Source organism: Nonomuraea deserti (genome assembly GCF_004348685.1).
GTDB classification, from domain to species: domain Bacteria; phylum Actinomycetota; class Actinomycetes; order Streptosporangiales; family Streptosporangiaceae; genus Nonomuraea; species Nonomuraea deserti.
The window spans coordinates 1-13143 of sequence record NZ_SMKO01000250.1; the positions used below are offsets into that span (position 1 = coordinate 1).

Annotated in this window: 13 protein-coding genes; 4 read left to right on the forward strand and 9 right to left on the reverse strand. The window is 71.1% G+C overall.

The window, feature by feature from the left end; all coding sequences use genetic code 11:
- Positions 1 to 653, forward strand: a 653-nt coding sequence (locus tag E1292_RS51900; RefSeq protein ID WP_165975085.1) for a hypothetical protein, incomplete at its 5' end; no start/stop codon positions are given.
- A gap of 9 nt (positions 654 to 662) precedes the next feature.
- On the opposite strand, the gene E1292_RS45675 is transcribed toward E1292_RS51900, so the two are convergent.
- Genes E1292_RS45675 through E1292_RS45690 form a run of 4 tightly spaced genes read right to left on the reverse strand, consistent with a single transcriptional unit; the run spans position 663 to position 5409 of the window.
- The gene (locus E1292_RS45675; protein ID WP_132606048.1) at positions 663 to 2105 is read right to left on the reverse strand and encodes a sulfatase family protein; all 1443 of its coding nucleotides are present in this window, start codon (positions 2103 to 2105) and stop codon (positions 663 to 665) included.
- Positions 2106 to 2129: 24 nt separating this feature from the next.
- Entirely contained in the window at positions 2130 to 2984 is an 855-nt protein-coding gene (locus E1292_RS45680) for a carbohydrate ABC transporter permease (protein ID WP_132606049.1), read from the reverse strand.
- Positions 2981 to 3925: a carbohydrate ABC transporter permease gene (locus E1292_RS45685; protein WP_132606050.1), complete on the reverse strand. Its 945-nt coding sequence runs from the start codon at positions 3923 to 3925 to the stop codon at positions 2981 to 2983. The genes E1292_RS45680 and E1292_RS45685 overlap by 4 nt, the downstream gene beginning before the upstream one ends.
- Positions 3922 to 5409 carry an ABC transporter substrate-binding protein gene (locus E1292_RS45690; protein WP_132606051.1) on the reverse strand — a complete coding sequence of 496 codons (1488 nt, stop codon included), beginning with the start codon at positions 5407 to 5409 and terminating at the stop codon, positions 3922 to 3924. The genes E1292_RS45685 and E1292_RS45690 overlap by 4 nt, the downstream gene beginning before the upstream one ends.
- A 234-nt stretch (positions 5410 to 5643) precedes the next feature.
- Between E1292_RS45690 and E1292_RS45695 the strand changes: the two genes are divergently transcribed.
- Together E1292_RS45695 and E1292_RS45700 are read left to right on the forward strand one after the other, a co-directional pair.
- Positions 5644 to 6648 (forward strand): LacI family DNA-binding transcriptional regulator, encoded by a 1005-nt coding sequence (locus E1292_RS45695; protein ID WP_165975086.1) that lies wholly within the window; start codon positions 5644 to 5646, stop codon positions 6646 to 6648.
- Positions 6649 to 6788: 140 nt separating this feature from the next.
- Entirely contained in the window at positions 6789 to 7310 is a 522-nt protein-coding gene (locus tag E1292_RS45700; protein ID WP_246090828.1) for a cysteine hydrolase family protein, read from the forward strand.
- Between the two features lie 48 nt (positions 7311 to 7358).
- On the opposite strand, the gene E1292_RS45705 is transcribed toward E1292_RS45700, so the two are convergent.
- The 5 genes from E1292_RS45705 to E1292_RS45725 all read right to left on the reverse strand — a co-directional run bounded on the left by E1292_RS45705 (position 7359) and on the right by E1292_RS45725 (position 12451).
- Positions 7359 to 8783: a S41 family peptidase gene (locus tag E1292_RS45705; RefSeq protein WP_132606053.1), complete on the reverse strand. Its 1425-nt coding sequence runs from the start codon at positions 8781 to 8783 to the stop codon at positions 7359 to 7361.
- A 169-nt stretch (positions 8784 to 8952) separates the two neighbouring features.
- Positions 8953 to 9867: an SDR family NAD(P)-dependent oxidoreductase gene (locus E1292_RS45710; protein WP_132606054.1), complete on the reverse strand. Its 915-nt coding sequence runs from the start codon at positions 9865 to 9867 to the stop codon at positions 8953 to 8955.
- A gap of 27 nt (positions 9868 to 9894) precedes the next feature.
- A complete protein-coding gene (locus tag E1292_RS45715) occupies positions 9895 to 11106 on the reverse strand; it encodes a PQQ-dependent sugar dehydrogenase (RefSeq protein WP_220447387.1) in 1212 nt (403 codons plus the stop codon).
- A gap of 70 nt (positions 11107 to 11176) precedes the next feature.
- Entirely contained in the window at positions 11177 to 11686 is a 510-nt protein-coding gene (locus E1292_RS45720) for a DUF1097 domain-containing protein (RefSeq protein ID WP_132606055.1), read from the reverse strand.
- Positions 11687 to 11716: 30 nt separating this feature from the next.
- Positions 11717 to 12451: an SDR family oxidoreductase gene (locus E1292_RS45725; protein ID WP_132606056.1), complete on the reverse strand. Its 735-nt coding sequence runs from the start codon at positions 12449 to 12451 to the stop codon at positions 11717 to 11719.
- Between the two features lie 118 nt (positions 12452 to 12569).
- Here E1292_RS45725 and E1292_RS45730 point away from each other — a divergent pair.
- A partial coding sequence (locus E1292_RS45730) for a TetR/AcrR family transcriptional regulator (RefSeq protein ID WP_132606057.1) occupies positions 12570 to 13143 on the forward strand: 574 nt, incomplete at its 3' end.

Below are 13143 nucleotides of genomic sequence, written 5' to 3' on the forward strand. Positions count from 1 at the left end.
CCCCGTCCGCCACCCCGTCCGGCGCCGCGCCGGAGACCGCGGCGGAGCTGGCCGCCGCCCTCGATCTGGCGCTCGGCGCGACCCCGGCCGCCACCTTCTCCTTCACCGGCGCCTTCACGCAGAGCAGCGTCTCCGCGAAGGCGAGTGGCGGTGTCCTGACCCGCGACGCCCCGGCCGAGGACGACTTCAGGATGCGGGTCACCCCCTTCGACGCGCCCAGGGCTCGTTACGTCGTCGCAGGCGGGGACCTGTACGACGACAAACCGGGAGCCCCCGCGATGAGCCTGACGGACCAGCGGCCCGGGAGCGCGAAGGGGTACGCGTTGATGGTCGCGGGCATGGCCGGGCCGTCCGTCATCCACCAGTTGGTCCTGCACTCCACTGAGATGAGCAGGAAAGGCCGGACCTATTCCGGCGTCCTGCCCACGGCCAGGACGAGTGGCCGGTTGCGGATGTTGCTGGGCGGCTGGCAGGAGGGCGGCTCGGACGACAACTCCTACCTCGAGTACAAGCTCACCATCGACGCCAACAACCGTCCGGCGAAGTTCGTCCTGACCTGGAAGGTCCCGGTGGAGGGCAGCGGCAGCTACGAGTCCGTGTTCACCACGACCTACCGGGGGTGGAAGGAGACCGGGGAGATCTTCAAGCCCTAGCCTCGGTCCTCACCAGTACGCGTCCCGCGGCCGGCTACGGTCCTCGGTGGCGACCAGGACGTCGAGCAGCAGTTCCTGCAACTCCAGCCGGGCCACCGCGTGAGCCGGGTCGTCCCACAGGTTGTCCAGCTCCGCCGGGTCGGCCTCCAGGTCGTACAGCTCGCCGGAGCGCGCTCGGGTCGTCGACGGCGCGCCATGGTAGACGACGAGCTTCCAGCGGTCGTGCCTGAGCATCGTGGTGTGCACGGGCTCGTCGTACGGGTGGCCGCTGTTGCGGTACTCGCACAGCGCCCAGCCCCTGACCGGCGCGTCCCGCTCGCCGCGGGCCAGTGGCAGGAGGTTCAGCCCCTGCCCGCCGGGGAGCGGCGGCGCCTGCGCGGCCGCGAGGAACGTCGCCGCCAGATCGACCCACTGGACCAGCTCGGCCCGCCGTTCACCGGCGGGCAACCCGGCCGGCCAGCGCATGACGAGCGGGACCCGGACGGCGCACTCGTACATCATCGGGCCCTTCAGCATGAGCTGGTGATCGCCGAGCATCTCGCCGTGGTCGCTGGTGAAGACGACCAGGGTGTCCTCGGCCAGGCCCTCCTCGTCGAGTGCGGCGAGAATCCTGCCGACCTCGTCGTCCACGAGGCTCACCATCGCGTAGTAGGCGGCTCTGACGTCGTGGAGCTCGGATCCGGTGTACTCCGTGTAGCCGCGGGCGTGGCCGGCGTAGGAGCGGTGCGAGGCCTCGGTCAGCACGGGCGGCTTGCCGGCGAGCTCCTGGTCCCGGGTGACCGGGCCGCGCAGAGCCCTGCCGCGGTAGCGGTCGACGTACTCCTTCGGCGCGCCGAACCCGTGGTGCGGGTCGAAGAAGTTGGCCACGAAGAAGAACGGCTTGTCCGCGTCACGCGAGCGCCGCAGGTAGTCGATGGTCTCGTCGCCGATCCACCGGCTGTAGTGGAACTCCGTCGGAAGCGTGTCGAAGCCGGTCCCCGAACCGGCCTGGGCGGCGGCCTCGTACAGGTCCGGCCGTACGGCCCGCAGCCACCGGTGGTAGGCGTTCTCGGACGATCCGGGGTAAGGGTCGTGTGCCCACCGGAACACGCGGAAGCCGTCGTCCAGCCGCGGCTCGAGACGGCCGCCGAAGCACGCGCCGCCGACGTGGAACTTCCCGACCAGGCCGCAGTCGTAGCCGTGGTCGGCCAGGGAGCGCGAGAACAGGCGCTCGTGCGCGGGCAGCCCGACGCCGTTCGCCCAGGCGCCGTGCGCGTGGACGTAGCGGCCCGACATCAGGCTGGCGCGCGACGGGCCACAGACCGGCGACTGCACGTAGCAGTTGTCGAACAGCACGCCCTGGCCCGCCAGCCGGTCGAGGTTGGGCGTGTCGATCTCGTCGTTGCCGTAGGCGCCCATCGCGTCGAAGCGCTGCTGGTCGGTGCAGATGAGCAGGATGTTCGGTCGGTTCATGGCTCTCATTCGAGGGTGGACGCGTCAGGACTTCACGGCCCCGGCGATGCCTTCGACGAAGTAACGCTGGAGCGCGAGGAAGACGAGGAGCAGCGGGACCAGCGAGATGGTGCCCGCGGCGGCGAGGCCGGACCAGTCGGTGGAGTTGGTGCCGCGGAAGGCGAGCATGCCGACCGAGAGCGTGCGCAGGTCCGGGCGGCTGAAGGTGAACACCAGCGGCAGGAAGAAGTTGTTCCAGGCCGCCAGGAACGTCATCACGCCCACCGTGGCGGTGACCGGTCCCGCGAGCGGCAGCATGACCCGGAAGAACGTACGCAGGAAGCCGGCGCCGTCCATGATCGCCGCTTCTTCGAGCTCGCGCGGGACCCGGCTGAAGTAGCCGGCGTAGAGCAGGACGGCGGCGACGTGGCCGGTGCCGGCGAGGGCGAGGACGATGCCGGTGCGCGAGTTCAGCAGCCCCATGAGGTCGCTGAGCTCGACCACCGGGATGATGGTGAGCCCCTGCGGCGCGAACAGCGTCGCGACCAGCACGGCGACCACCGCGCGCTTGCCGATGAAGTTCCTGCGGGCGATGACGTAGCCGGCCAGGGCGCAGCGCAGCACGACCAGCGCGACCGTCCCCAGGGTGATGAGCACGCTGTTCACGGTGTACAGCCCGAAGTCGGCGTCCCGCCAGGCACGCGCGTAGTTCTCGAAGTGCAACGAGTCGGGGATCAGGCCGAGCCCTCCGGAGAAGACCCCCAGCGAGTCCTTCAGGGAGGCCGAGACGATCCAGAGCAGCGGGTAGATCCACACCACGCAGATGACGGCGAGCACGATCACCTGTGCCCAGATCCCGAGGCGGCGGCGCGTGGCCCGGCGGCCACGGGGGGCGCTCATCGGCTGCTCCTCGCGCGGTTGGCGTAGCGGATGCCGACGGCCTGGAGCGCGGCGAAGGCGAGCGTGACGAGCCCGAACAGCACGCCGAGCGCGGCCCCGTAGCCGAGCCGGGGCGTGGAGTTGGCGAAGGCCTGCTGGTAGATGTAGACCTCCGTGGCGAGGGTGGAGAAGAACGGCCCGCCGTTGGTCATCGTCAGCACCAGGTCGAAGATCTGCATGGTCTCGATGGCCGTGAGGAGAAGGATGATGATGAGGAAGGGCCTGAGCAGCGGAAGCGTCACGTGGCGCAGCGCCGCCCAGTTCCCTGCCCCGTCCGTCTTCGCGGCCTCATAGACCGTGGCCGGGATCGTCTGGAGCGCGGCCAGCCAGTAGACGAGCGTGATGCCGAACCACTTCCACATGTGGACGCCCATCACCGTCCACAGGGAGGACGCGGGGTCGCCGAGGAAGTCGACCGGCTGGTCGACGATCCCGAGGTCGAGCAGCAACTGGTTCACCGGGCCGCCGGCGGGGTCGAAGATGAACCCCATCACCACCCCGATGATCGCCGTCGTCGTCACCGCGGGGACGAACAGCGCGGTCCTGAACAACCGGGCGAGCGGCAGCCTCGGGTTGTTGAGGACGAGCGCGATCAGCAGGCTCAGCCCGACCCGCAGCGGCACGGTCACCGCGATGATCGTCAGCGTGATGCCGAGCGACTTCCAGAACAGCGGGTCACCGAACGCCTCACGGTAGTTGTCCAGGCCGACGAACGGCCGCTCGGCGCCCAGGCCTTTCCAGTCGAGCATCGAGTAGTACAGGCTGGAGATGATCGGCCAGACCGTGTACGCGCCGAACAACAGCAGGGTGGGCAGCAGGAAGGCGTAGGCCCACCGCTCCGACCAGATCCTGGCGGCGAGCCCCCGGCGGCGGGCCGGGACCTTTCGGGTGACGCTGCTCATGAGGTCTGGTACATCTCCGCCGTGTAGTCCTCGCCCGGCCGCCAGTTCGGGAACTTCCAGTCGTCCAGGCTCACCTTCACGCCCTTCTTGGAGACGACCTGCGTGGCGCGTTCCCGCTCGGCGGCGAGCTTGCCGGCGTGCTCGCGCAACGTCCTGCGAATGTCGGTGAGCTCGCCGCTGAGGATGCCTTGAGTGATCTCGCCGAGCGTGGGCCGCGGCTCCTTCATCTCGGTCATCACCTGCGCGACGGCGGGGTTGCGGACGATGGGGCTGGGCGCGAGCCGTACGGCCTGGCCGAACAGCTCGACCGCGCGCTTGTACGTGGGGTGCACGTCCGCCGTCGACACGGCCTCCAGGTCGAGGGGCACCTGGTCCATGTACGTGGCCAGCGCCTTGTAGAACTCGGGGCCGGTGAACCGGGCGAGCAGCTCGGAGGCCGCCTTCACGTGCTCGGACTGGCTGGACACGAACAGCTGGCCCGGGGCGGGTGCGCCGTAGAGGACCGGCTTGCCGGCCGGCGACGGGACGGGACCGACCCCGACCTTGCCGATGAACTGCTTGAACTGCCCGTTGACGACGCCGATGTTCCACGACCCGTCGAAGAACATGCCCGCCACCCCGGTCGCCCACCTCGCCCGGGCGGTTCTGGCGTCCAGCGAGGTCGACGCGGGGAACACGACCTTGTCGCGGACCAGGGACAGCAGGAATTCCAACGTCTGGACGAACGGGTCGCCCGCGTAGGCGTAGTCGCCGGTCCGCGGGTCCACCAGGCCCATCTCGTTCGCCCCCGGGGTCATGGCGAGCGGGGCGCCGGCGGACATCGCCAGCTCGATCACGTGGCTCTGCAGCCGTTCGTGGAACTGCAGGCCCTGGATCCAGCCGTACGCCTGCCCGCCGCCGTCCTTGGTGATCCGCGCGGCGAGGGAGCGGAACTCGTCCCAGGTCGCCGGGCCGTTGTCCGGGTCGCCGCCGGCCTTCTCGACCAGCTCGCGGTTGAACCAGTTGAGCGTGGCGTACTGCCGGGCGGTGAAGAAGGGGAAGGTGTAGAGCTTGCCGTCGAAGACGTGCAGCCCTTCGAGCAGGGTGTCGGCGGGGAGCTTGGCGCGGATCGTGTCCTGTCCCGCCAGCGGCGCGAACCAGCCGCTCGCGACCAGGGACGCCTCGGACGATCCGAGGCCGGCGATCGTGTGCACGTCGGCGATCTGGTTGCTCTTGAACGCCAGCTGCAGCGCCTGGCCCATCTCGTTCGGGTTGTACACCTCGTGCTCGACCCGGACGCCCGGGTTGGCCTTGCCGTACTCGGCGAAGATGCGCTCGTTCAGCGGTTTCAGCGGCTGGAAGTGATCCCACCAGCGCAGTACGTCGCCTCCGGCCGCTGTGGCGGCCTCCTGCTCCGAGCTACGGGTGCACCCGGCGACGCCGAGGGCGCCCGCGAGAGCGGCACCGGACAGCCCGAGGAATCGCCGACGGCCGAACGTCGTCATGGAGGTCCTCTCCTTCCCGCCGGGACCGATGCGGGAGCGATGAACAAACGGGGCAAGCGCGTTCAGACCGTTAGGCGAACGTTCGCCTATGCTGTGTCACCCCACCCGCCTCCGTCAACCCCCCAGAAGCGGCGGTCGAGGAGCCGTACCGACCTGGCTGTGTGGCACAATTGCGCTGTCCGGCAGCGGCGTGTCGCCGCCGTATGCGAACGTTCGCCTTCCGGAGGTGACCCCGTGGCCTCGCTCAGGGACGTCGCCGCGCGTGCCAACGTGAGCTTCCAGACGGTGAGCAAGGTGCTCAACGGCAAGGGCGCCGTCGCCCCTGCCACCCGCCAGCGCATCATCGAGGCCGCCGAGGAAATCGGCTACATCCCCAACGCGCTGGCCCGCAGCCTGCAGTCACGCAGCTCCCTGACCCTCGGAGTGATCACCGTCGACTTCAGCAACGCGACGCCGGCGCTGTCCCTCGTCGGCATCGAGCGCGAAGCACGGCGGCACGGCCTCAGCGTGATCCTCAGCAGTCTCGAGCCGGACGGCTCCGACTGCGTGCGCTACCTGCGCGTGCTGATGGAGCGCCGGGTCGACGGCATCATCATGAACGCTCCGGCCACCGAGGAGGATGAGGAGGTCGGGCGGCTGCTGCGTGCCGGGCCGGCCGCCGTCAGCCTGCACGACATCGCCGGCGGCGGCGTCCCGACCGTCACCCCCGAGTCCGAGGGCACCGCGGCCCTCCCGATCCGCCACCTGCTCTCGCTCGGCCATCGCCGGATAGCCATGGTGACCGGCCTCCAGCAGCGTCACAGCGCGCAGCAGCGCACCGCCGTCTACCGCGAGGTGCTGGCCGGACACGGCCTGCCCTACGATCCCCTCCTCGTCGAGGACGGCGCATGGGAGGTCGAGGGCGGTTACGCCGCCACCCACCGGCTGCTCGACCGGGCCTCCGGCATCACCGCGATCTACGTCCAGAACGACCTCATGGCGGTCGGCGTGCTCAACGCGCTGCACGAGCGCGGGCTGTCCGTCCCCGACGACTGCTCGGTCGTCGGCTGTGACGACCATCCGGTGGCCGCCAGGACCATCCCGCCGCTGACGACCGTCCGGATGCCGTTCTCCGACGCGGGGGCGGCCGCCGTCCGCCTCCTCCTCGAACGCATCGCGTCCACGTCTCCGAAGGACGTCGTTCTCCCCGTGTCCATGGTCTACCGCGCGTCCACCGCCTCCGCACCCGCCGGGGCATGAACCACCGGTTTTAGCGGAAACCGCCCGGTTCGGCCGCTGCCGGGGCAGAATCTGATCATGTCTCTCCTGCTCGGCACAACCGCTGTCCTGGCCCTGCACTGGCAGGTCAACGTGATCAAACGGAAGGGTTCTTCGGCGGGATGCTCGCCGAACCCGTCGAGCGCAGCGGCGTCGTCGGCCGGGCCGCGGCGTTCCATGACGCGGCCATGGCGCGCGGTGTGCCGGTCGTCTTCACCCGCTTCACGGTGCCCGACGGCGAAGGCGCCCTCGTCCGCAACACCCCGTTCATGGGGTCGGTCGGCGAGGCGCAGGCAGCCTTCCGGCCCGACGCCGAGGGAACGCGGATCATCCCGGAGATGGCCGCGCAGGCCGGTCAGGGCACCGTCGTGGACAACCAGCGGCTTTCCGGGCTGGCGGCCAGCGGCCTGCCCGAGTGGCTGACCGCGCGGGGCATCACCACGCTCCTGGTCACCGGGGTGGCCACCAACCTCACCGTCGAGCAGACCGCCCGGCACGGCACCGACCTCGGCTTCACCGTGCACGTGATCTCCGACGGCGTCGCCGCGGCCGACGACGACGCCCACCGTGCCTCCCTGGCCAACCTGGCCCTGGCCACCGCGGGCGGCCTGGCCGCCGAAGAGGCCCTCGCCCAGCTCACCTGACCCTCGACGAGGTCACTGCTCGACACCCGCACTCGCTCCGCAGCGGCCTCATTTCAGCAGAGTGAGGGCCTTGGCGAGGGCGGGGTCGCGGCCCGCGGACAGATCGCGGGGGGTCATCGGGGCCTGGTGGTCGGCGGGGACGCCGATGGTGTTGATCAGTTCCCCGTGCGGTCCGCGGTGGTGCAGCGACGGCATCGCCAGCACGCTGCCGTCGTTCAGCAGGTACGTCATCGCCGAGCCGGCCACGAAGCCCGCGGTGCGGGTGCCGACCAGAGGGGCGATGCCCAGCCCCTTGACCGCGGCGCTGAAGTCGTCGCCGGCGGAGACGCAGGCGCGGTCGATCAGCACGACGAGGGGAAGCCCCAGCAGGGGGACGCTGTCGTCGGTACGCGTGGCGGTGCACTCGTCGTGGACGTCGCACTGGTAGCTGGTGATCTTGCCGTGGGCGAACGCGCCGAGCAGCCGGGAGACCTCGTTCGTCCCTCCGCCGATGTTCCCCCGCAGATCCAGGACCAGCCCGCGGAGCTCCTTGTCCGCACGCAGCCGCTCCACCTCCGCCAGCGTGTCGTCGGCCGAGCCCCGGTAGAACCCGGGGAGCTCGACGTAGCCGACGTCGCCGTCCACCACCTTGCCCGACGCCTTCAGCGGTGGCGGGTCGAGCGGCCCGAACTCGACCGACACCGTACGCTCGCGTCCGCTCGCCGGGTCCCGCAGCGTGAGCCGCACCGGCTCGCCGTCGGTGGCGGACAGCCGGCTGATGACGCCCTCGGAGAGCGTTCCGCCGAGGAAGGGCGGCGCGCCGTCGACCGAGACGATCACGTCGCCGGGACGCACACCACTCCTGGCGGCCGGGCTGTCCCCGATCACCTCGGTCACGAACAGCGGCTCGGTGGCGGCCGGGTCGAGATTCGTCCTGCGCGCTCCCGACACCGAGATGCCGAGTCCGCGTGGCCCGTCCTCGCCCGGCTCGGGGCGCACCCACTTGGCGTGGTTGTCGTCGAGGCTGGCGACCATGCCGTTCACCACCGCCGCGGCGAGCGCCTGCTGCACGTCGCCGTCCGCCTCCACCCGCTCGTAGACGTCGATGAAGGCCTGCCAGTCGCGGTCGCGGTCGCCGCTCATGGGCGGCGTGGTGACGTCCGCTTGGTCGATGCCGCGCCGGTGAAGCTCCTGGGTGAAGGCGGCGAAGCCGGCGGCCAGCAGGTCCCGGTGGTCCATCGCCGAGCCCGCGTAGGAGTTGGCGAGGATGCAGCGGTAGACCTGCTCCAGCGTCTCGGGCGTGGTGGGCTTGAGCTCCGGTGACTCCGGCGGCTGCCCGGGGGTGCAGGCGTCCGCCGTGGACGCGGCGGCTCGGACGGCGGGTGCCTGGGCGGGCTGGCCCGCGGCGGGCGCGGCCCAGCCCGAGAGCAGCAGTGCGCTCGCCACGCCGGCCGACGCCACGGCGGCGCGCCGCTTCGCGGATCTTCCTCGCATTCTTAGCGTGTCTCTCATGGCCGGTATCGTCGCGGCGGGCGAGTTTCCCAGACGTTTCCGTCGTTCGACAGCGGCTCCTGTCGCGGGGAGCACTCGCCAGGGACCGTTCGCCGCCCGGCACGGACGAGCTCATCGACCCCTGGACCGTGCCGAGCGACAGAGACCGTCGTCACTCGGATTCGGTGTCGGCGCTCCGCTGTGGCCGCGGGGTCAGCAGCTCGCCGAACCCCATGCGGTGGACGAAGCCCTCGCGCGTGCCGCGAGCGACCTCGTTGACCGCGTCCACGCCGGACTCGGTGTAGTCGACGACGCTGCGGAACGGCTTGGCGCCGTGCGGAAGGGCCAGGATCCGGGTGATCTCCTCCGCGACCCCGACGGGACTCGGGTCGACTCCGGGCACGAAGAGCGCGGAGGTCACCTCCTCGTTGCGCGCGACCATCGGGTCCAGCTCGGCGTAGGCGGCCGCGACGGTCGAGTCGCCGGCTCGGGTGGCGTTGGGGAAGTGCTGGGTGCCCTTGGTGATAGCGCCGGGCATGACGATGCAGGTCTCGATGCCGAACGGGTTCGCCTCGTACGACGTGGCCACCGCCAGGGTGTCGAACGCCGCCTTGGACGCCGCGTACGGGCCGAGGAAGGGCGGCGTGGTGACGATGATGGTGCTGCCGACGTACAGCAGGGTGCCGCCGCCGCGCCCGCGCAGATGGGGCAGGACCGCCCGGTTCACCCGGTGGGCGCCGATGACGTTGATGTCGAAGAGGCGGGTGACGTCCTCGGCGGTGAACGCCTCGGTGTATCCGACGTACAGGTGCCCCGCGTTCTGTATCACGACGTCGAAGTCGCCGCCGTTCCGCAGCACGGTGGCGACCGCCGCGTCGGCCGACTCCTGCGAGGTGACGTCGAGTTCGATGACGCGCAGCGCCCCGTCGTACCCGGCGGTGACGTCGAGCAGTTCACGGCGGTGGCCGTCGTTCCGCCCGTACGGATCGAGCATGCTGGCCCACACGGTGTGCCCCGCCCGGGTGAGCGCCTGGGCGGTGAGGTTGCCGATGCCGGTGGCGGCCCCGGTGATGAGGACGGTGGACATGGTGGGTTCTCCGTTCGTGATGGAGGGTCAGGAGGCGGGACGGACGAGTTCGACGCGCAGGATACGATCGTCGCCCGGCCGGGGGTCGGTGCCGCCCCACGTCGCTTCGTCGGTGTTGGAGGTCGTGATCCACAAGGAGCCGTCGGGCGCCGGTTCCACCGTGCGGATCCGTCCGTAACGCTGGATGAAGTAGGCGACCGGGTCGCCGTCCGCTCTGGGCCCGTCCACGGGCAGGCGCCAGAGCCGCTGCCCGCCGAGCGCGCCCATCCACACGGCTCCGCCCGCGATGGCGATGCCGGACGGCGAGGCGTCGTCGGGGTGAACGGTGAAGATCGGGCGTTCGCCGTGCGAGCCGTTCCGCCCTTCCGACTCGGGCCACCCGTAGTCGCGTCCCGGGCGCAGCACGTTCAGCTCGTCCCAGGTCCTGTGACCGAGTTCGGACGCGTACGCGGTGCCGTCGGCGCCGAACGCGATGCCCTGCACGTTGCGGTGGCCGCTGGAGTAGATGGCGGTTCCCGAGGGGTTGTCCGGCGGAATGGACCCGTCGGGGCGGATCCGCAGGATCTTGCCGTTCAGTGACTCGTCGTCGGCCGCGTTCTCGGGGGAGAAGGCGTCGCCGGTGCCGATCCAGAGGCTGCCGTCGGGCCCGAAGCGCAGCCGCCCGCCGTGATGGCGGTCGGCGGTCTCGATGCCTTCGAGGATCACCCGCTCCTGGCGCAGGGAGCGCAGGTCGGGGGCGAGGCGCAGTGCCACGACGCGGTTGGTGGGCGAGGCGGACACGTAGGCGTGGACGGTGTGGTCCCTGTCGAAGGCCGGCGAGACGGCCAGCCCGAGGAGGCCGCCCTCGGAGCTCACCTCGACGCCGGGGACCGTGCCGATCGGCGCGGGGTTCCGGCCCTGCCGGATGTGCAGGATCCGGGCCGAGGCCCGCTCGGACACCAGGGCGGAGCCGTCCGGGAGGAACGCCAGCCCCCACGGCATGGCCAGGCCGCGGGCGATCTCCGTGACCTCTCCGGGGACCAGCCCGCGCGTGACCCGAGCCGTGCCGCTCGCTGACGCGCCGGGCTCCGGCGTGGTGACCTGCGCCGTGCTGTTCCGCGCGGCGCCGGGCTCCGGCGTGGTGTCCTGCGCGGGCGCGGCGCCGGGCTCCGGTGTGGCGCAGCCGGGCAGCACGGCCATGACGCAGAGGACAGCGGTGGCGGCTCTGATGCGCCCGCCGGTACGTGGGATGAGGAGCATGGCTGATCCGCCCTTCATGTCGGTCAGGCACGGTGAGCCGGGGACGGCACGCCGCCCCCGGCTCCGGCCGCTACGTGGCGAACCGGTGCTGCAACTGCTGGCAGGTGAAGCCGGCGACGGCCCCCAGGGCGGTGCCGGCGATCAGGGTGAGCAAACCGGGGAGCATGTGCTCGGGCTCCGCGGCGAAGAAGGTGACCAGGCCCACGAACCACGCGAGCATGTTGTTGACGACGGGTGTCGTACGCAGGCCGACCGCGACGGAGGCCAAGACGAAGACTCCGAGCGGCAGCGCGGCGGCGCCGGCGAAGGGCGTGGCCAGCCCGACGATCGTGTGCCCCAGCACGGCGAGCGCCATGCCGAGCCACAGGCAGACGACGGCGTGGATGCCGAGGCGGACCGAGGTCGGCCGGGTGAACCAGGCCACCCAGCCCGCGAACATGACCCAGGCCTCCAGGCCCAGGGCCGTGCTGGTGTAGGCGGCTGCCGCCGCCACCACGGCCGCGATGGCGGTGTAGGCGACGAACCGGCCGGCATGGGGCCGGTCCACGGTGTGCTGCGCTGTGGTGGTGTGCGTCTCCATGAGCGTCCCTTCTGGATGGCTGGTGCGGAGTCAGGATGCGCCGCCGTTGGCGAACACGATCTGGCCGTTGATCCAGCGGCCGGGCCCGGCGAGGAAGGCGACGACCTCCGCGATGTCCTCCGGGGTGCCGAGCCGGTTCAGCGGGCTCAGGCCGGCGATCCGGTCGATGAGCTGCTGTGACTTGCCTTCGAAGAACAGCTCCGTGGCCGTGGGGCCCGGCGCCACCGCGTTGACCGTGACGTCGCGGTCGCCCATTTCCTTGGCGAGGATCGGGATGAGGGCCTCCACCGCCCCCTTGGTCGCGGCGTACGCGCCGTAGGCCGGGAGGTGCAGGCGGGTGACGCTGGTGGAGAAGGCGACGAAGGCGCCGCCGGGACGGATCCGGCGGGCGGCCTCCTTGGCCGTGACGAACGTGCCCCGCACGTTGGTGCGCAGTTGCCGGTCCAGCTGGGCCAGGTCCAGCTCCCGGATCGGCTGCAGCGCCATGATCCCCGCCGCGTTGACGACGACGTCGATGGGGCCGAGGCGCTGCTCGACGGTGTCGAAGGCGGCGGCGATCGCGTCCTCGTCGGCCACGTCGGCCTGGAGTGCGATGCCGCGGGCGCCGGCCGCCTCGATCTCGCCGACGGCGGCGTCCGCCTCTTTGGCGTTGGAGGCGTAGACGACGGCGACGTCCTGGCCCGCCGCGGCGAGCCTGGCGGCGACGGCGCGGCCGATCCCCCGTGAGCCCCCGGTGACGATGGCGGTACGTGATGCGGTATCCATGAACTTCCCCCTTGCTCAACTGCTAACAGAATCAAGTTAGCACTGTCGAGAAGACGATAACAAGATGTTGTTAGCAGATGATTTATCGGTAAGGGGGAATGCCTGTTAGCATCGTTACATGCCTAGCTCGAACAAGCGGGACGCGATCCTCGACGCCGCAGCGGACCTGCTGGCGCGTGAAGGCAGGGACGCCGTCTCGACCAGGGCCGTCTGCAAGGCCGCAGGCGTGCAGGCGCCCATCCTCTACCGGCTGTTCGGAGACAAGCAGGGACTGCTGGACGCCGTGGCCAGCCGAGGGCTCACGTCGTACATCGCCGAGAAGCGCCGCATCACGCCCAGCGGGGATCCCGTGGACGACCTGCGGCGCGGCTGGGACGCGCACGTCGGTTTCGGTCTGGCAGAGCCCGCTCTCTACTCCCTGATCTACGGCAGCCCGCGACCGGGTGCCGAGCCCGAAGGGGCCAAGCAGGCCGCGGAGATCCTCGCCGGGCTGGTGCACCGTGTCGCCCTGGCCGGTCGGCTCCGCGTCCCGGAGGAGCGGGCGGCGCGCGTCGTCCACGCGGCCGGTCGTGGCACCACGCTGGCCCTGATCGCCACGCCGGAGGCCGAACGCGACATGGAAGCCGCCCGGATCGCCCGCGAAGCCGTCATCCAGGCGATCACCGAGCCCGGCCCGGCCACCACCCCCACCG